Source organism: Cryobacterium suzukii (assembly GCF_004403185.1).
GTDB lineage: Bacteria > Actinomycetota > Actinomycetes > Actinomycetales > Microbacteriaceae > Cryobacterium > Cryobacterium suzukii.
On record NZ_SOHJ01000004.1, the window covers coordinates 97,684 to 115,276 of the forward strand.

Annotated in this window: 17 protein-coding genes; 4 read left to right on the forward strand and 13 right to left on the reverse strand. The window is 66.2% G+C overall.

What is annotated here, in order from left to right; genetic code table 11:
• Positions 1-8: 8 nt before the first annotated feature.
• The 4 genes from E3T39_RS16545 to E3T39_RS04850 all read left to right on the forward strand — a co-directional run bounded on the left by E3T39_RS16545 (position 9) and on the right by E3T39_RS04850 (position 3,528).
• On the forward strand, positions 9-131 hold the full coding sequence (locus tag E3T39_RS16545) for a hypothetical protein (RefSeq protein WP_255408738.1): 123 nt from the start codon (positions 9-11) through the stop codon (positions 129-131).
• A gap of 85 nt (positions 132-216) precedes the next feature.
• Positions 217-1,086, forward strand: a complete 870-nt coding sequence (locus E3T39_RS04840) for an alanyl-tRNA editing protein (protein ID WP_134513608.1) — start codon at positions 217-219, stop codon at positions 1,084-1,086.
• A 135-nt stretch (positions 1,087-1,221) separates the two neighbouring features.
• Positions 1,222-2,445, forward strand: coding sequence for an acyl-CoA dehydrogenase family protein (locus E3T39_RS04845; protein WP_134513609.1), 1,224 nt, complete (start codon positions 1,222-1,224; stop codon positions 2,443-2,445).
• Positions 2,446-2,703: 258 nt separating this feature from the next.
• The gene (locus E3T39_RS04850; protein ID WP_134513610.1) at positions 2,704-3,528 is read left to right on the forward strand and encodes a hypothetical protein; all 825 of its coding nucleotides are present in this window, start codon (positions 2,704-2,706) and stop codon (positions 3,526-3,528) included.
• 188 nt (positions 3,529-3,716) lie between these two features.
• Here the strand turns inward: E3T39_RS04850 and E3T39_RS04855 are convergent, their stop codons facing one another.
• From E3T39_RS04855 to E3T39_RS04915, 13 genes are all read right to left on the reverse strand, one after another.
• Entirely contained in the window at positions 3,717-4,940 is a 1,224-nt protein-coding gene (locus tag E3T39_RS04855; protein ID WP_174845091.1) for an acetyl-CoA C-acetyltransferase, read from the reverse strand.
• Positions 4,941-4,983: 43 nt separating this feature from the next.
• Positions 4,984-5,658, reverse strand: coding sequence for a 3-oxoacid CoA-transferase subunit B (locus E3T39_RS04860; RefSeq protein ID WP_134513611.1), 675 nt, complete (start codon positions 5,656-5,658; stop codon positions 4,984-4,986).
• Entirely contained in the window at positions 5,658-6,452 is a 795-nt protein-coding gene (locus E3T39_RS04865; RefSeq protein ID WP_134513612.1) for a CoA transferase subunit A, read from the reverse strand. Before E3T39_RS04865 ends, E3T39_RS04860 begins: the two co-directional genes overlap by 1 nt.
• 12 nt (positions 6,453-6,464) lie before the next feature.
• A complete protein-coding gene (gene pcaDC, locus E3T39_RS16625) occupies positions 6,465-7,742 on the reverse strand; it encodes a bifunctional 3-oxoadipate enol-lactonase/4-carboxymuconolactone decarboxylase PcaDC (RefSeq protein WP_134513613.1) in 1,278 nt (425 codons plus the stop codon).
• Positions 7,739-9,220: a lyase family protein gene (locus tag E3T39_RS04875; RefSeq protein WP_134513614.1), complete on the reverse strand. Its 1,482-nt coding sequence runs from the start codon at positions 9,218-9,220 to the stop codon at positions 7,739-7,741. The genes pcaDC and E3T39_RS04875 overlap by 4 nt, the downstream gene beginning before the upstream one ends.
• Positions 9,213-9,800, reverse strand: coding sequence for a protocatechuate 3,4-dioxygenase subunit alpha (gene pcaG / locus E3T39_RS04880; protein WP_134513615.1), 588 nt, complete (start codon positions 9,798-9,800; stop codon positions 9,213-9,215). The genes E3T39_RS04875 and pcaG overlap by 8 nt, the downstream gene beginning before the upstream one ends.
• 42 nt (positions 9,801-9,842) lie before the next feature.
• Positions 9,843-10,652, reverse strand: coding sequence for a protocatechuate 3,4-dioxygenase subunit beta (pcaH, locus tag E3T39_RS04885; protein WP_241979521.1), 810 nt, complete (start codon positions 10,650-10,652; stop codon positions 9,843-9,845).
• 101 nt (positions 10,653-10,753) lie between these two features.
• Complete coding sequence (locus E3T39_RS04890; protein WP_134513617.1) at positions 10,754-11,437, reverse strand: TetR/AcrR family transcriptional regulator; 684 nt, start codon at positions 11,435-11,437, stop codon at positions 10,754-10,756.
• A gap of 76 nt (positions 11,438-11,513) precedes the next feature.
• On the reverse strand, positions 11,514-12,872 hold the full coding sequence (locus E3T39_RS04895) for an MFS transporter (RefSeq protein WP_174845092.1): 1,359 nt from the start codon (positions 12,870-12,872) through the stop codon (positions 11,514-11,516).
• Positions 12,873-12,924: 52 nt separating this feature from the next.
• Complete coding sequence (locus E3T39_RS04900) at positions 12,925-14,802, reverse strand: bifunctional sugar phosphate isomerase/epimerase/4-hydroxyphenylpyruvate dioxygenase family protein (RefSeq protein WP_134513619.1); 1,878 nt, start codon at positions 14,800-14,802, stop codon at positions 12,925-12,927.
• Positions 14,802-15,701, reverse strand: coding sequence for a shikimate dehydrogenase (locus E3T39_RS04905; RefSeq protein WP_134513620.1), 900 nt, complete (start codon positions 15,699-15,701; stop codon positions 14,802-14,804). The genes E3T39_RS04900 and E3T39_RS04905 overlap by 1 nt, the downstream gene beginning before the upstream one ends.
• Positions 15,698-16,195 (reverse strand): type II 3-dehydroquinate dehydratase, encoded by a 498-nt coding sequence (gene aroQ, locus E3T39_RS04910; protein WP_134513621.1) that lies wholly within the window; start codon positions 16,193-16,195, stop codon positions 15,698-15,700. The genes E3T39_RS04905 and aroQ overlap by 4 nt, the downstream gene beginning before the upstream one ends.
• Positions 16,196-16,347: 152 nt before the next feature.
• Positions 16,348-17,529: a 4-hydroxybenzoate 3-monooxygenase gene (locus E3T39_RS04915; protein WP_134513622.1), complete on the reverse strand. Its 1,182-nt coding sequence runs from the start codon at positions 17,527-17,529 to the stop codon at positions 16,348-16,350.
• Positions 17,530-17,593: the final 64 nt, after the last annotated feature.

Genomic DNA, 17,593 nt, shown 5'->3' on the forward strand with positions numbered 1-17,593 from the left:
AGTACACAATGGCTGATAAATCACCGAAAAAGGATGCAACCAAGAAGGTTGCCGACAAGTCCCTCAAGGAAAAGAGGGCCGACAAGAAGGCGAAGTCTGAAGAGACCGCTTCTCGGGCCCGCAAGAGCTAGGTTCCAACAGACGCACGGGGTGCCGCCACGATCGTGGCGGCACCCTTTTTCTTTGCCGCCAGCATCCGCTCGAAAAGGAACAGCCATGACTCTGCCCACCGAAGACACCCGCGTGCTTTACCCGAGCGGCGCCGTCGATACCGAGGCGACCGTAGTGCACGCCGAGCCGCTCGGCGACGGACGCTTCGCCGTGCTCCTCGACGCGACCTGCGTGCATCCGGTCGATGCGGGCTGGCCCGACCAGGGTCCCGATCTGGCGCTGCTGCACCACGGCGCCGCCTTCTGGCCGGTCGACGACTGCATCGTGGGAGCCACCGACGGATCGGCACTCTACATCGGCGACGACATTCCGGTGGCTAAGGGAACGCCCGGCTGGGCCTTCGTCGTGGTGCACGTGGTCGACGCGGCCGGATTGAACGCCGGCGACACCGTCACCGTCGAGGTCGACGAAGGCCTGCGCGATTCCACGAGCGCCGGGCACACCGGCTGCCACCTCGCTTCCCTCGCCCTCAACGCCGCCCTCGCCGACCGGTGGAAGAAGGAGGTGCGCCCCGACGCCCTCGGCACCCCCGACTTCGACGGGCTCGCCATCGACGAATCCCTCATCGGACCGAACGCGTCCGTCGATACCTACCGGCTCGGCAAGTCTCTGCGCAAGAAGGGATTTTCGGTTGACGGCCTCGACGCAGCGCTTGCCTCCATCGAAGCTACCGTCAACGCGACCCTCGCCGGGTGGGTCGGAACGGATGCCGCTGTGCGCATCGACCGCGACGGCGACCTGTTGACCGATCGCCGCTATTGGGTCTGCGAACTGCCCGGCGCGAGCGTGCGCATCCCCTGCGGCGGCACCCACGTGACCTCGCTCGGCACGCTCGGCGCCGTGACCGTGACGCTGACCCTGCACGATCTGAATGGCACCGACGTGCTCACCATGAACACCTCCGCCGCGCGCTAGCTTCACGCATTGGGGGCAATATGGGGGGCCATCCGCGCCTGAGGAGAAGCACTATGCACGGTCTTCCGGCGATAGATTGCGCAATTCCTCTCATTGGCGCACAATTCAGGGGTACCAGGTCAGAGAGGACCCGCCATGAGCACCGTCATTGACAGCCCAAAGATCGGCAGCACCGCAGCGGATGCGGCCACCCCCAAGTTCTTCACCGGTTCCACGACCGATTTCTTCTGCTACGAAGACCTGCTCACCCCAGAGGAGCGGCAGCTCGTGGCCCAGGCCCGCGTGGTGTTCGAGCGCGATGTGCGCCCGGTCGTAGCAGAGCACTGGAACAACGAGACCTTCCCGTTTGAGATCGTCCCCGTGCTCACCGCCCTGAACTTGGTTGAACTGTGCGCGCGCGGCAACAATTTTCTGCTGCACGGGTTCATGACCCTCGAGCTCTCGCGAGTGGATGCCTCGATTTCCACCTTCGTCGGGGTGCACAGCGGATTGTTCGCAGCGGCCATCGCCCAGCTGGGCACGGACGACCAGCGCGAACGGTACCTGGACGACGCCATCTCGCTGCGCAAGATCGGTGCGTTCGCGCTCACCGAACCGGAGCACGGCTCCGACGTCTCCCGCAATATGGACACGACCGCGACCCGCTCCGGCGACTCGTGGACCCTGAACGGCGTCAAACACTGGATCGGCAGCGGAACCTTCGCCGCCAACGTGCTGGTCTGGGCGCGCGACACCGCCGACGATCAGATCAAGGGTTTCATCGTCAGCGCGGCCCTGGACGGGTTCACGGCCGAAAAGATCGAAAATAAGATCGCGCTGCGCATAGTGCAGAACGCCACGATCACCCTCGACCACGTCGTGGTCGCCGAACGTGACCGCCTGCCCGGGGCCACCAGCTTTCGCGACACCAACCGGCTGCTCACCAACTCCCGAGTCTGGGTCGGCTGGCAGACCGTGGGGCTACAGTTCGCCGCCTACGACTATGCGCTGCGGTACGCCCTCGACCGCCAGCAGTTCGGCAAGCCGATCGCGTCGTTCCAGCTGGTGCAGGAAAAGCTCGTGCGCATGCTGGAGAACGCGACGACCTCCCTCGGCACGATGGTGCGCATCGCCCAGTTGCAACAGGCCGGCACGCTCCGGCCCGAGCACGCCGCCATGGCCAAAGCCTCCGCCAGCGCTCGCATGCGGGAATCCGTGGCGCTTGGCCGCTCGGTGCTCGGCGGCAATGGTATCTCCACCTCCTGGGGTATGGCCCGCGTCTTCGCCGACGCCGAAGCGCTCTATACCTACGAGGGCAGCTACGAAATCAACACCCTCGTCGTCGGCCGTGCCATCACGGGCATCTCCGCGTTCCAGTAGGCGTTTGTCCTCGGCCATCCGCTCGCCGAGCCGTGAGTTTGGAACTCCAGGGCTCGCCGAGCCGTGAGTTTCAGGCCATATCTGGCGATTTTCGGGCCAGGACTCACGGGTCGGCGACTAAAACTCACGGCTCGGCTTGGCTCGGCATTTCTCGGCACGGCTGGGCGTTCGACCCTGGCCGCGGCATCCGCTCACGCAGTAACGGGTTGCCTGTGGATAACAAATATGCGCGAGGGCGATTCCCGTCATGATCGCTGCATGCCCACCATGCCTGAACGCGCAGTCCTGTCGTTTCGTCGGTTGCGCACGGATCGGGAGCATCCCGCGTCCACTCTCGAGCTGGCCAGGGCTTATTCGAAACGGATGCCGTCCACGCACGTCTTCAGTCACGCGACGGCGGCCGTGATTCATGGGATCTGGTTGCCTCGTCGTCTGGAATCGGATCGTCGGTTGCATGTCTCGGTGCCAGCGGGCACGCGGGCACCGCAGATGGTGGGAATCATCGGACATGAGGGCGTGGGGTGCGGTATGCCGCGGGTGCATGGCTTTCCCGTGACCAGCCTCGTGCAGACCTGGATCGACCTCGGCCAGGTGCTGACACGGGTCGAACTCGTCGCCGTGGCGGACTTTCTGTGCAGCGGCCGCAACCCGTGGCACACGCCCGACGAACTTCGCGCCGTCGCGGCGCGCCTGATCGGGCGACGCGGATGCCGCGCCCTGCGCGAGGCTGCGGGTCTCGCTCGGGCTGCGGTCGACTCGCCGCAGGAAACCAAGACGCGTCTGTTTCTCGTGGATGCTGGGATACCAGAACCGGTGGTCAACTTCGAGATCCGGGATGCAAACGGCGTCTTCGTGGCCCGGGTTGATCTGGCCTGGCCGAGTCTTCGAGTCTGTCTCGAGTACGAGGGTGATGGGCACCGCGGCGATCCGCGTCAATTCCGCGTGGATATCACCCGGCGCGAACGCGTCGAAGACCAGAGTTGGCGCATGGTGCGCGTCACCGACGACGACTTGAAGAACGGTGGCCTTGAACTTCTGCGCCGAGTGCGGGCAGCCCTGACCGAACGCGGCGCGCGCTGGTAGCCCGCGTGGCGGCATCCGCTCACCGAGCCGTGAGTCTCGGTCCCCGTCGTTCGCCGAGCCGTGAGTCCTAAGCCAATTCAGGCGATTTTCGGGCTGACACTCACGGCTCGGCAGATGAAACTCACGGCTCGATGGTGGAAGGCGACCCCGGGAGCCTAGCGACGCCCTGCGCAGCCGAGCGGATGCCGCTACGCGCGCTCGAAGATGGCCGCGAGCCCCTGCCCGCCGCCGATGCACATGGTTTCGAGCAGGTAGCGGCGTTCGGTGCGCTGCAGGTGCCGGCTCGCGGTGGCGAGGATGCGGGCGCCGGTCGCGCCGACCGGGTGACCGAGCGAGATGCCAGAACCGTTGACGTTCGTGCGGGCCCAGTCTTGCGGGGTGAAGTTCCACTCCCGGCTGACGGCGAGTACCTGGGCGGCGAAGGCCTCGTTGAGCTCGATCAGGTCCATGTCAGCGAGGGTGAGGCCAGCACGGTCGAGCGCGAGCTTCGTCGCCGGCACCGGGCCGAGGCCCATGCGGGAGGGCTCGACGCCGGCCCGCGCCCAAGACACGAGGCGCACGATCGGGGTCAGGCCGAGCTCGGCCGCGCGCTCCGGGGTGGTCACGATGCAGGCGGCCGCCGCGTCGTTCTGCCCGCTGGCGTTGCCGGCGGTGACGGTGGCGGCGGCATCCGCTTTGCCCATGATCGGTTTCAGGCCGGCCAGCGCCTCGAGCGTGGTTTCGCGCGGGGTCTCGTCGACCGAGACGACGACGGGACCCTTGCGGCCGGACACGGTGACCGGCACGATCTCCTCGAGAAAGCGGCCGTCGGCGACGGCGGCGAGGGCACGGCGCTGGGACCGGGCGGCGAGCTCGTCTTGTTCGACCCGATCGAGCGAGTAGTCACGGCGCAGGTTCTCAGCGGTTTCGAGCATTCCGCCGGGCACCGGATAATGGCGGCCGCCAGCGGTTTCGCGGCCACGGCCGAGGGCGTCGCGCAGCAACACACCGGCGGTTCCGGCCAGACCCCAGCGGGAATCGACCGTGTACAGCGGAGCCTGGCTCATGACATCAACGCCGCCGGCGATCAGCAGATCGCTGACGCCGGTCTGCACCTGCATTGCGGCGTCGAGGATGGCCTGCAGTCCGCTACCGCAGCGGCGGTCGACCTGCACGCCGCCGACGGTGACGGGCAGCCCCGCGTTGAGGGCGGCGACGCGAGCGACCGGCGCTGCCTCGGCCGAAGGGTAGGCCTGGCCGAAGATCACGTCGTCGACGAGGGCGCCGTCGAGTCCGGTGCGTTCGATCAGCGCGGAGATAACCGCCGCGGCAAGGTCGGCCGGCGCGACGGTTTTGAACACGCCACCGAACCGACCGATCGGCGTGCGGAGCGGTTCGCAGATGACGACCTGGCGCAGCGTGGTGGCGGTCATGCGGCGACTCCGCTGTCGATCAGGGTGTTCGGAAACGACGGAATCATGCGCTCGTCCCGACCAGCGTCGTGATCGTGGTCGGCGGCGTTGGAACGAGCAGGGTCGCTTCGGTCGCGGCCTGCACCTCGTCGACGGTTATGCCGGGCGCGACCTCGCGCAGCACGAGCCCCTCGGGGGTGACATCGATCACGGCCAGGTCGGTGATGATGCGCGTGACGACGGCCTTGCCGGTGAGTGGCAGGTCGCAGACCTTCTTGATCTTGAAGTCGCCGGCCCTGGTGACGTGCTCCATCACGACGATGACGGTGTCAGCGCCGTGCACCAGGTCCATCGCACCGCCCATGCCTTTGATCATTTTGCCGGGCACCGCCCAGTTCGCGATGTCGCCGACCACACTGACCTGCATGGCGCCGAGCACGGCCACGTCGATCAGGCCGCCGCGGATCATGCCGAAGCTCTGCGCCGAATCGAAGTACGCGGCGCCCGGATTTACGGTGACCGTCTCCTTACCGGCGTTGATCAGCTTGGGGTCGGCTTCGCCCTCCCAAGGGTAGGGTCCAACGCCGAGCACCCCATTCTCGGAGTGCAGCACGACGTGCACGCCCTCGGGCAGGAAATTCGGAATGAGCGTCGGCAGACCGATTCCCAAGTTGACATACGAGTCGGGCGAGAGCTCCTGCGCGGCGCGGGCCGCCATCTCGTTGCGGGTGAGGGCCATCAGTTCGCTCCAACTTCTGTTGCCGGCCGCGGCCGCGTCGTGGTCTTCTCGATCGGCAGGTCGGCGGCGTCCACCGCGCCGAGCTGCACGATGCGGTTCACATAGATGCCGGCGAGGTGCACCTGATCGGGGTCGATCTGCCCGGGTTCGACCAGCTCGTCGACCTCGGCGATGGTGATGTGGCCGGCCATGCCGGCCACCGGGTTGAAGTTACGGGCGGATTTTTCGAACACAAGGTTGCCGTGTCGGTCCCCCCTCGCGGCACGCACGAGGGCGTAATCAGTGACGATTGCCTCTTCGAACACGTACTCTTTCTCGCTGCCGAGCGAGGAGAACCGGCGGGTTTCTTTCGGCGGCGACGACACCGTCACCTCGCCGTCTGGCCCGTAGCGCCAGGGCAGTCCGCCGTCGGCGACCATGGTGCCGACGCCGCTCGCGGTGAAGAACGCCGGAATTCCGGTGCCGCCAGCCCGCAGGCGCTCGGCGAGGGTACCTTGCGGGGTGAGCTCAACCTCGAGTTCCCCGCCGAGGTAGCGGCGCGCAAAGTCCTTGTTTTCGCCGATGTAGGAGGCGATGACGCGGCTGATTCGCCCTTCGCGGAGCAGTTCGCCGAGCCCCCAGCCATCGACGCCGCAGTTGTTCGACGCAACCTGCAGGTTGGTGCTGCCGAGAGCGAGCAGGGCGCGAATGAGTACAATCGGCACGCCGACCAGGCCGAACCCGCCTACGGCGAGCGAGGCACCGTCGGGGATGTCGGCGACGGCGGCCGCGGCTGAGGGGTAGGTCTTGTCCATGGTGCTGGTCCTCTAGTTCGGCCAAATGGCGGTGTCGTGGGGGGTTTCGGAAGCCGCGTCGAGCCCGGCGAAGACTTCACGGGCTACGGCGAACGCGGCATTGGCGGCCGGCACGCCCGCGTAGATGGCGGTATGCAGAATGGCTTCGCTGATCTCGGCCCGGCTCAGGCCGTTGGTCAGGGCGGCTCGCACGTGCATGGCGAGTTCGCCCTCGTGCCCGCCGGTGACGAGCGCGGCGATGGTGAGAAAACTGCGAGTGCGCCGGTCGAGGCCAGGTCGCGTCCAGATCTCACCCCAGGCGTAGCGGGTGATGAAATCTTGAAAGACCGCGGTTTCGGGGGTGATCGCGGCGGTCGCCGCGTCAACGTGTTTGTCGCCGAGGACCGCCCGCCGCACGAGCATGCCGTCGGCATAAGCGGATGCCGCGGTGCGGTCAGCCGAAAGCGCCGCCGGAGCCGCGGTCGTGGCGGCCGCCGCCGCACCGGACCTGCCCCTTCCAGCGCCAGCCGAGGCGCCGGCCACCCACTCCCCGAGCAGCGTGCCGACCTCGGCCGGGCGTTCCAGCGACGGCAAGTGCGCGGCACCGGCGATCACTGTCGCAAAAGCTCCGGGAATGCGCGCCGCAAGCTCCTCCAGCTGCGTGCTCGACGTCACGGTATCGAACTCGCCCGAGACGCACAGCGCTGGCGTGCGGATACCGCCGACGGCATCCGTTTGGTCGAAACGAGCGAGCGCCTCGCAGGCCAGCGCGTAGGACTCGTCGTCGATATCGAGCAGTTGGTTGAGCGCCTGCGCTCCAGCTTTGGGGTCGCGCCCGAGAAAATCGGGGGCGAACCAACGTGCCGCGCTGCCCGCCACGAGCGAGGGGGTGCCGCTCGCCCGAACCCCGGCGGCGCGGTCGGTCCAGCCTTGCGTCGTGCCGATTTTCGCGCCCGAGCAGAACACCGCGAGGCTTGCCAGGCGTCCGGGGTGGTTGACCGCGAGGGCGAGACCGATCGCCCCGCCGAGCGAGATTCCGGCATAATGAAAGGCATCGACCTTGATCGAGTCGACCAGGCCGACGACGGCGTCGGCAATCTCCTCGATCGTGAACGCTGCAGAAGTCGTCGGACTGAAACCGTGACCGGGCAGGTTGAAACAGAGCACCCGGTGGCTGGCTGCCAGCACGGGCACGACGCTCGCCCAGAGATCGGTCGTGGTGCCGAGCGAGGGGCCAAGCACGATCAGCGGTGCGTTGGCGTCACCGTTTCGCGCCGGCTCGACGGTGCAGAGGATGACGGGCTGGCTCATGAGATCCTCACGTCGTTGGTAGAGAGTGTGGCGTCTTCGACGATATCGCCTGCTCCCGACACGGCCGACGCATCCGCTCGCTGGCGAAAGCTGCGCACGACGCGGTCGATGCCGGCCGCCGACTGGCCCGGCTGGCCCTCATAGTCGAAGGCCGCCCAGATCTGCGCGCGCAGCGCATCGGAACAGCCATCGGCGATCAGGATGCTCGCAAGCACCACCTGCAGCGGGCGGTTGGTGACGAAGGCTTCCTGCGAGGCCCGTTCGACCAGCGCGAACGCGGTGGTCTTGCCGACGGTTTCCGCCAGAATTGTGGTGACCCGCTCGCTGAACACGAGTCCGTCGGTGAGGTCGAGGTTGGCCCGCATACGATCCGGGTCGACGTCGAGGCGGGCGGCGAGCGACGCAGCGCCGGTCACAGCCGAAATCGTGAGCCGTTCGAGCACCCGCAGCGCCTGCCATTCGGCATGCCAGGCCCCACTTGGACGTTGGTCTTCGGCCAGCATGCTGCCATAGAGAGTGGATGCGAGACCCGGCGTCTGCAGCGCCGCCGCCGTGATCAGCACGGCCGATACCGGGTTGCGTTTGTGCGGCATGGCGCTGGATCCGCCCTGGCCGGGAGCGAGGCGTTCGCTGACCTCGGCGATTTCGGTGCGGGAGAGCACCGATACGTCCAGGGCGAAGGTGCCCGCCACGCCGGTCGCAGCGGCGAACACCGAGGCCAGTTCAGAGATGACGACGCGGTTGGTGTGCCAGCTGAGGCGCGGCACGACCAGGCCGGTGTGGTGGGCAAACCGTTCCAGTACCGTGTCCAGAATGCCGGCGGTGACCGCTTCGCTGCGCCGGGCCTTGGCGATCTCAGTGATCACGGCGAGGTTGCCGACCGCCCCGCCGAGCTGCACCGGCAGAGTGTCCCGAATGCCGTCCAGCCGGGTGACGATGAGCAGCACGGCATCGAGCCAGCCGGCAGCGACGAAGCCGAAGCTCGTCGGCGAGGCCTGCTGGCCGAGGGTGCGGCCGCTCATCACGGTGCCGCGGTGCTCGTCGGCGAGGCCGGCGAGGGTCGCGCTAAGGGAATCGAGCTGGTGGATGAGTTCGCAGGTCACGCGGCGGGCCACGATCATCGCGGCCGTGTCGAGGATGTCCTGGCTGGTCGCTCCGACGTGAATGTGGTCTGACGCCCCGGCCCGCACCTTCTCGGCGGCGCGGCCGAGGTGTTTCACGAACGGGATGACCGGGTTACCGCCGCCGCGCGCCTCAACGGCGATCGCCGCGAGGTCGAACTGACTCGCATCCGCGAGAGCGTCGCAGACGGCGAGCATCCACTCTGGAGCAAGCTCGGCGTCGACGAGTGCGCGGGTGAGCGCCAGCTCGGCGTCGACCATCGCCTGCAGCCAGGTCTGGTCGCTGGTCAGTTCGGATTCCCGAGTGCCATGGCTCAGCGGGTTGAGCAGTCCGGCATCAAACGTGAAGTTAGGCATCGAAGTCCAAAAAGACGGTCTCGTTCTCGCCCTGCACGCGAATGTCGAAGCGGTACGACGCGGCTCCCCCGACGACTCCCTCTGACACGCAGATCAGCGTGTCGCGGCGGTCTCCCGGCACGGCGCTGAGCACGGCGTCGGCTGCGTGCAGCGCGGAATCCTCGGCGAAGTAGGCCCGGGTGAACAGGTGATGGGTGACGCCACGGGCAAACACGGTCACCAGAATGTAGGGCGCTGCCGCCCCAGCTGCCCCTGGCTTGAGCGTCGTGAAGGTGTAGTGGCCGGCGATCGTCGTGGCGCAGCGGCCGAAGCCGGTGAAGGTGAAGCCGTCGCGGTCGATGCTGCCGAGTTCTCGGCTGAGCGCGCCGCTCTCATCGGCCTGCCAGATCTCGAGCAGGGCATCGAGGATCGGCTCACCGGCGCCGTCGGTGACGGTGCCGTGAAAGCGGATGGCGCGGGGATGGTACCCGGGAACCAGTTCCGGCCCGCCCACATAGGGCAGGGCGTAGCCGTAGAACGGGCCGACGGTCTGCGACGGGGTTTGCAGGGCCGGTTTCTGCGCGGTTGTGGGCTCAGTCATGGTCTTCTGGATTCTCTTGAAATCGATCCGGTGAGCACGATGTCAGTCATGGTCTTCTTCGCTTTCCATCCAGGTGGACTTGGGCCCGGTGAGCACGATGTCCCAGTTGTAGCCAAGCGAGAACTCGGGCACGCTCAGGCTGTGGTCGTACTGCCCGACCAGGCGGGCGCGGGCATCAGCATCGGCAATCGACTGGTAGATCGGGTCGAGCGCGAACAGCGGGTCGCCAGGAAAATACATCTGGGTGATCAGTCGCTGCGTGAACGCGGTCCCGAACAGCGAAAAGTGGATGTGCGCCGGTCGCCACGCATTCACGTGGTTCTTCCACGGGTACGGGCCCGGCTTGATCGTGGTGAAGGAGTACTCGCCGTTCTCGCCGGTGATGGCGCGGCCGACTCCGGTGAAGTTGGGGTCGAGCGGCGCGGGGTGCTGGTCGCGTTTGTGCACGTAGCGTCCGCCGGCATTGGCCTGCCACAGTTCGATCAGCTGGTGCCGCACCGGGCGGCCCTCACCGTCGAGCACGCGGCCGCTCACGGTCATCCGTTCGCCGATCGGTTCGCCGGCGTGCTGGATGGTGAGGTCGCTTTCAAGCACGTTGACATCGGTGTGGCCGAAGGCGGGCGAGAGGCGTTCAACCTCTTCCGGGTCGACGCGCACGAGCTCGTGGGTGGGGTGGCGCAGCAGGGAACTGCGGTACGGGGCGTAGTCGCGGCGAGGCTGCAGCTCGGGCGAGCCGCCGGCGGCGACGCGGGCTGCGGCATCCGCTTCGATCGCTTCGATCTCGATGGTGATGGAATCCTGAGATTCGTGGCCGGAACCCCGGGTGGGGGCCGAAACGATGTCGTGGGGCACGCATTCTCCTAGCAACGGTGACAGGTGGTTATTCTGAGTGTGGTGGACGAGTCCCGCCCCGCGGGGGGCACTTCCGCTCAGTGGAAGTTGGGTCCGGACCGCTAGCTGCCGGGCGTCGAAGACGCCAGATCGGGGCGATTCAGGTCGGTCATGGTGGCGACGATCATGTCGCCGACCAGGCGCCGGTAGTAAGCGTGCCGCTCGGGTTCGAGGAGGTCGCGGCCGAATAGGGTGCGAAACGTGTAGCGATTGGACACCTGGAAGACACAGTAGGCGCTGATCATGACATGCACGTCGAGGGCGTCGATATCGGTACGAAACTCTCCCGAAGCGACTCCGCGGCGCAACAAGTCCTCCAGGGTCTCGATCGCGGTTGAGTTGAGATCGTGGATGACGGTCGACTTGCTAATGTGCTGGGCGCGATGGATGTTTTCGATGTTGACGAGTCGAATGAAATCGGGGTGGCTGGTGTGATGGTCGTAGGTGAACTCAGCCAGCGCGCGCAACCCGTCGATCGGTGACAACCCGGCGACATCGAGTTCGCGTTCGACGGTACGAATGAGCGCGTAGGCCGTTTCCATGACCTGCAGGTACAGGCCTTCCTTCGATTCGAAGTAGTAATAGATCATGCGCTTGGTTGTGCGCGTCAGGGCAGCGATGCGATCGACGCGGGCCCCGGCAAATCCACTCCCGGCGAATTCAGCGGTCGCGACCTCGAGGATCTCCCGCCTGGTGCGTTCGGGGTCGCGGCGGTGTACGCCGTCCGCCACGATGATCGCGGTCATGGTGCTCCTCCGTGCCCTGGCTGAACCTTACGGCCGCCGTGGCCGCCAATTCCCCCACCATACGCGGGGTTCACTGCTAGACGGTGACTCGCGTTGTCTGCGGCGCGCGCGCCCCACGCGTCAGTCCGAGTTGATTCATTGGCGTCTGAAAAGTTTCCCTGGCAGTCGCGACGGCGATCACATTGATGCCGCAGATGATCGCGGTGATCACGGCCACGACGAACCAAGCGTTGGAACCGTCACCGGCCACGGCGATCGCTATGGTCGGGGCGAAACCGGCGACCGCGAAGCCGATCTGGGTGCCGATGGCCATCCCGGACAGGCGCACGGCGGCCGGAAACATCTCGGCGTAAAACGCCGGCCAGACGGCGGAGGTAGCCGTGTACACAAAGCCAAACATGCCGATCCCCACGACAAAAATTAGTGGGTAATTCGCGATCGAGATGGCATACAGGTAAGCGAACATGAGCGCGGCGCAGCCCAGTGAGCCGGCGATGAAGACGGGCTTGCGACCTACCCGGTCGGAGAGCATGGCCCAGAGCGGAATCGTGCCAAGCGCGGCGACGTTGGCGAGAACGCCGACCCAGAGCATGGTGGTACGGTCGAGCCCCACGGTGTTCACGGCGAAGCTCAGCGCGTAGACGGTGAAGATAGTGCTGACCGATGCGATCAGGGCGGCCGCGATGACGCGCAGCACGCCGCGCCAGTGGTCGCGGAACAGGACTCGCACGGGAACCTCGGCGACGGTGCCCACGGCGACCTCCGCCGTGAAGACAGGAGTTTCGTCGAGCGTGCGGCGAATCAGAAAGGCGACGAGGATGACAATGGCGCTGATCCAGAAGGGGATGCGCCAACCCCAGCTGAGCAGCTGGGCTTCGGGAAGCAACGCCACGGGGATGAAGACGGCGGTGGCGAAGATCTGGCCGGCCTGGGTGCCGCTCAGTGTAAAACTCGTGAAGAACGCCCGGCGGTGGTCCGGGGCATGTTCCATTGACATGGAGTTGGCACCGGCCTGCTCGCCACCGGCCGAGAATCCCTGGGCGAGGCGCAGCACCACGAGCAGGACAGGTGCAGCAACACCGATCTGTTCATAGCTCGGCAGGAAGCCGACAAGTACGGTCGATATGCCCATGAGCAGCACCGTGAGCACGAGCACCTTCTTGCGGCCGACGGTGTCGCCGAGGTGCCCGAGCACGAGGGCGCCGATCGGTCGGGCAAGGTAGCCGACGCCGAAGGTAGCCAGGGCGAGCAGGGTCCCCGCGAGCGGGTTGCTGTCGGGAAAAAAGACGCGGCCGAAGACGAGCGCAGCGGCGGTGCCATAAATGAAGAAGTCGTAGTACTCGAGCGCGCTGCCAATCCACGCGGCGGCGGCCGCGCGGCGCGGGTTGGCCTCCGTAACGACGGGTGTGCTGCTTGGGGTTGATTCAGGGGTCATCATTGATCCTTTACTTCGTTGAGTATGGCTGCGGGTGGAACGAAGGGCGAGGTTAGTCGGTCGGTCTCCTTCGTTCCTCGGCACGCTGCGAGGCAAGCCGCACGGGAGCATTGGCCGCGCCGTAACCGTCGTAACCCTGGGTGCGCTGCACAATCTCAAAGAACAATTGGCCGATCGGCATCGTATAGACGTGGAGAAAGCAACCCCGGTCGTCGCGGTCGAAGAGAATCTCGAGCGAGCGCAGAGTCTCGACCAACTCAGCACCCAGGTCAAGCCGGGCATCGAGGTCCTCATAATAGTTCTGCGGAATCGGCAGCAGGCGGGCGCCTCTGGCCCGCAGCTCGGACACCGTCGCTACAAGATCGTCGGTGTGCAGCGCGATGTGGTTAAGGTAGACCTCGGTTGTCTCTGGCTGCAGCGGGGTCACATTGAGGGCGAGACGCACGCCGCGGTCGGCGGTGACGAGACTCCGGCTGCGCACGAGTCCGGCTTCACTTGCGAGGTCGAGGCCGTCGGACACCGCGAGGCCGAGAACGCTCTGATAAAAGAGCACGGCCTCGTCGGCGCGCTGCCACGGCTGCACGAGCGCCACGTGGTCGACGTGGGTGATTCCGGTGGGAGGCAAGGTCGGCACCGTGGTCGGGACGCTCCCGCCCGTGCCGAATTCTGCGAGCCAGCTCGGGGTCTCGCCGTCGCGTTCGCTGAAATACACTTCCGTGCCGTCGGGCGCCAAAATGCCGTCGAGAATGTCTTCGTCGATGGCGCGGTCGCGGGGCAGCAGATGGGAGCGCAGCGCGATGGCTCTGGCGGAGGCGCGCTGCACGTTGGAGACCTCGAACCCGAGGGCAGCGAGGCGGGGTCGCGGTCCTGTGAGGTCGTCGTTGACTATGACGTGCACACCGGCCTGGGACCAGAGCTGGGCGTTCTTGCGCTGGTGCTTGCCCTGGTGGGTGAAACCGAGCTGCACCAGGACATTGTCAACTGCAGTACCGGCCCCCGGTTGCACCTCGATGAAACTGAAACCGCGGCTGGCGTCGACGCGGGGCAGACCAGCCAGGATGTCGGGTGCAGGCAAACCATCGAGAGCGGAAGATTGCAAAGCAGCGAGCGGGAGCCGGGCCGCACGGGCGGCGTCTTCGAGGAGAACGAGCGAGCGGCGGGCGTCCCGAGCGGTGACCACCGGGTCGCCCTGCCGAAACACGTCGTTGAAGACCTCGAGTGAGAGTGGTCCCCGGTAGCCGGCGTGCACGAGTCGGGCCACGAAGTCGGCGAGGTCCCAGCTACCCTCTCCCGGGAACAAACGGTAGTGCCGGCTCCAGCTCAGCACGTCGAGGTTCATGAGCGGGGCATCCGCCAACTGGCAGAAGAAAATCTTCTCGCCCGGGATGGTGGCGATCGCGTCGAGATCGCTCCCGCGCGACAGAATGTGGAAGCTGTCCAGGCATATGCCGAGGGCATCGTGGTTGACCTGCTCGACCAGGCGCCAGGCATGCTCATAGGTGGAGACGAATTTTCCCCACGCGAGCGCTTCATAGGCGATACGCACACCGTTTCGCGAGGCGAGGGCAGCTAGGCTGCCGAGCTGGTCGACGGCGGCGGAGTCGTCGGGACAGGTGGCGGTGCCCACGTTGGAGCAGAGCAGCATGGTGTCAATGCCAAGACGATTCATGAGCTCAAATTTGTGCTCAGCGCGGCGTAGGTTCCGGTCGAGCAGGCCTGGTGCGACCCCTTCAAAGTCACGGAAGGGTTGGTAGAGGTCGATCGAGAGGCCCAGGTCGGCGGAACGGGTCACGACCTCTTCGGGAGACATCCGGCTCGTGACGAGGTCGAGTTCGAACAACTCGTAGCCGTCGAATCCGGCGTCGGCGATGGCAGTGAGCTTGTCACCGAGTGACCCGCTGATGCACACGGTCGCAATGGATGAGCGCATCAGGCCCGCCCCCGTGCGGCCACGACCGGCGCGCCGTCGTTACCGAGCATCTCCAGAAAGTGTGCGCGCATCCGAGTCGGGTCTGGTTCGGCACCGGTGATCAAGCGGATGCTGTCGGCCGCCTGGCCCACGGCCATCCGTCCCCCGTCAAGAACGTCGTGACCGATCGATCGCGCGGTTCGCAGCAACTCGGTATCGATCGGCCGGTAGACGATGTCGGCGACCCAGGCCGCTGCGGCAAGTGCGGTCACGTCGAAGGGAAGGCCCGGGTATTCCTTCATGCCGGTCGGAGTCGCGTGCACGACACCGTCGGCGGTGGCGAGGTCGAGGGATAGGTCATCGGGAGTGCTCATGCATACCTCCTGGTCGGGAAACAGCGGTGCGTAGGCGTTGACCAGGGCCCGGGCGCGGTCGGGCTCCACATCCACGATCGCCAGCCGGTGCACGCCGAGTGCCAGGAGTGCGTACGCGGTGGCGGAGCCGGCGCCACCGGAACCGAACTGCACGATGCGGTCGCGCCGTGCATCGGGCAGGCCGGCGAGTACGGCCGAGCGAAATCCGGTCCAGTCGGTGTTGTGACCGATAAACCGATCACCCTGGATGAGCACCAGATTCACGGCACCAATGTGCGTGGCGGCGGGGGTGAGCTCATCAAGGAAGGGGATTACGAGTTGTTTACACGGGTGCGTCACGTTCAAAGCCGCGAAGCCCAGGTCCCGGGCTTCCTTGAGCATCACGCCGACATCGCCCGGCGCCCGGCCCGATTCGAGCAGGTCGAGAATGCGGTAGTCGTAATCGAAGCCGAGGTGACCCCCCTCCCGCTCGTGCATTGGTGGGGTCAGCGATGCGGTGATGCCCGCGCCGATAAGCCCGACGAGGTAGCTAGCCGTCGCGGTCATTCGACGCCCCCCGCAGCGGGCGCCGGGGCAGCCGGTATCCCTACCCGGGTCACGAGCCACTCAAGGGCGAAGACGTAGCCCATGACGCCGGCCCCGACGATCACACTTTCCGCGACGTCGGATAAAAAGGAGTGGTGGCGGAACGGTTCGCGGGCGTGCACGTTGGTGAGATGGACTTCGACTGTCGGTAGGCCCACGGCCAAGATCGCGTCGCGGATAGCGACGGAGGTATGGGTGAGGCCCCCGGCATTGATGATGATTCCCACTGCCTGGTGGCGCGCGGCGTGGATGGCGTCGATCAACACGCCCTCGTGGTTGCTCTGTACGAACGTGGTGTCCACGCCGAGCCGCTCGGCCGCGGCGGCAACGCGCTGTTCGAGGTCGTCAAGGGTAGCGGTGCCGTATGTGGCTGGTTCTCGGGAGCCGAGCAGGTTCAGGTTCGGCCCGTTCACCACGAGCACGAGAGGTCGTTCCGGTCGGTCGAAAATCGTCATCGATTCATATCCTTGGTTGAAGATTCACTCTTAGTACGTACTAGTTAGTACATTGTCAAACCCGTGACGAGTTCTTGTCAAGGGCACGGGTAAGATTCAGTCGTGATTCGACCGGTATCGAATCAGGTCGATGGCACCCTGCGACGCCCCGTCTAGAGCAGGAGGCCGGTGTACTGCTCGGCGAGCATGCGCGCAGCGAGCGGCGAATGGGTGACGTAGTCGAGCTGGCCGATCTGGCTGCGGTAGTCGAAGGCGCCGCTCTGCAGGTCGCCGGGGGTGGTGTGCAGCATCTCGGTCATCCAGCGGGAGAACTGCTGCACCCGCCACTGCCGGGCCAGCGCGCTCTCGCTGTAACTGCTGAGGAGCGTCTCGTTATTCGCGTAGAACGCGATGAGGGCTGCGGCGAGCTGGGTGACGTCGGAGATGGCCGAGTTGAGGCCCTTCGCGCCGGTCGGCGGCACGATATGGCCGGCGTCTCCGACCAGAAACAAGTTGCCGTAGGCGAGGCGGGAAGCGACAAAGCTGCGCATCGGGGTGATCGATTTGTCGGTGATCTGGCCTTCCTGCAGGGCCCAGCCGGGGGTGCCGAGCCGAGTGTGCAGCGCCTCCCAGATGCGGTCGTCCGACCAGTTCACAATATCGTCGGCGGGGTCGACCTGCAGGTACAGCCGGGAGACGATCGGCGAGCGCATCGAGAGCATCGCGAAGCCGTCCTCGTGCAGGGCGTAGATCAGCTCGTCGGATGACGGTGCGACATCGGCGAGAATACCGAGCCAGGCGTAGGGGTAGCTGCGGTCGAACAGGGTGATCTCTTCGGCGGGGATCGACGCACGACAGATGCCGTGGAAGCCGTCGGCGCCCACGACGAAGTCGGCGTCGATGGTGTGCTGCTCGCCGTCGTGCACGAACGTCACGCTCGGGTTCTTGGTGGTCAGGCCATCGACGACCACGTCGGAGGCTGCGTAATAGATCGTCGACCCGGCGGCAGCGTGTGCGTTGACGAGGTCTTTGACAACCTCCTGCTGGCCGTAGACGGTGACCGTGCGGCCGATCAGCTCGTTGAAATCCACATTGTGACGCTCACCGGCGTACTGCAGGAAGATTCCGTCGTGCTGCATACCCTCGGAGGCGAGGCGGTCACCCAACCCGAGTCGGGTCAGGGTTTCGACCGAGCCCTGCTCCAGGACGCCAGCCCGGATGCGGCCGAGCACGTAGTCCTGCGAGCGGTTTTCGACGACGATCGAGTCGATGCCGGCGTCACGCAGGGCCCAGCTTAGGAGAAGGCCGGCGGGACCGGCGCCGATGATGGCGACGCGGGTGGTTTCGTGGGGCACAGGTTCTCCTAGCAACAATGACAGGGTGATCCGACCAGTGTGCTGCGCTGCGCGCGGGTGCGGT

What these genes read in the sequence shown, in the direction of transcription:
- E3T39_RS04865 (WP_134513612.1), bottom strand. Translation starts at nt 6,452, where the DNA reads ATGGACAAGACCTACCCCTCAGCCGCGGCCGCCGTCGCCGACATCCCC.
- E3T39_RS16545 (WP_255408738.1), top strand. Translation starts at nt 9, where the DNA reads ATGGCTGATAAATCACCGAAAAAGGATGCAACCAAGAAGGTTGCCGAC.
- E3T39_RS04900 (WP_134513619.1), bottom strand. Translation starts at nt 14,802, where the DNA reads ATGCGCTCATCCATTGCGACCGTGTGCATCAGCGGGTCACTCGGTGAC.
- E3T39_RS04875 (WP_134513614.1), bottom strand. Translation starts at nt 9,220, where the DNA reads ATGCCTAACTTCACGTTTGATGCCGGACTGCTCAACCCGCTGAGCCAT.
- E3T39_RS04905 (WP_134513620.1), bottom strand. Translation starts at nt 15,701, where the DNA reads ATGACCGCGACGGCTAGCTACCTCGTCGGGCTTATCGGCGCGGGCATC.
- E3T39_RS04840 (WP_134513608.1), top strand. Translation starts at nt 217, where the DNA reads ATGACTCTGCCCACCGAAGACACCCGCGTGCTTTACCCGAGCGGCGCC.
- pcaG (WP_134513615.1), bottom strand. Translation starts at nt 9,800, where the DNA reads ATGACTGAGCCCACAACCGCGCAGAAACCGGCCCTGCAAACCCCGTCG.
- pcaDC (WP_134513613.1), bottom strand. Translation starts at nt 7,742, where the DNA reads ATGAGCCAGCCCGTCATCCTCTGCACCGTCGAGCCGGCGCGAAACGGT.
- E3T39_RS04860 (WP_134513611.1), bottom strand. Translation starts at nt 5,658, where the DNA reads ATGGCCCTCACCCGCAACGAGATGGCGGCCCGCGCCGCGCAGGAGCTC.
- E3T39_RS04845 (WP_134513609.1), top strand. Translation starts at nt 1,222, where the DNA reads ATGAGCACCGTCATTGACAGCCCAAAGATCGGCAGCACCGCAGCGGAT.
- E3T39_RS04850 (WP_134513610.1), top strand. Translation starts at nt 2,704, where the DNA reads ATGCCCACCATGCCTGAACGCGCAGTCCTGTCGTTTCGTCGGTTGCGC.
- E3T39_RS04890 (WP_134513617.1), bottom strand. Translation starts at nt 11,437, where the DNA reads ATGACCGCGATCATCGTGGCGGACGGCGTACACCGCCGCGACCCCGAA.
- E3T39_RS04895 (WP_174845092.1), bottom strand. Translation starts at nt 12,872, where the DNA reads ATGACCCCTGAATCAACCCCAAGCAGCACACCCGTCGTTACGGAGGCC.
- aroQ (WP_134513621.1), bottom strand. Translation starts at nt 16,195, where the DNA reads ATGACGATTTTCGACCGACCGGAACGACCTCTCGTGCTCGTGGTGAAC.
- E3T39_RS04855 (WP_174845091.1), bottom strand. Translation starts at nt 4,940, where the DNA reads ATGACCGCCACCACGCTGCGCCAGGTCGTCATCTGCGAACCGCTCCGC.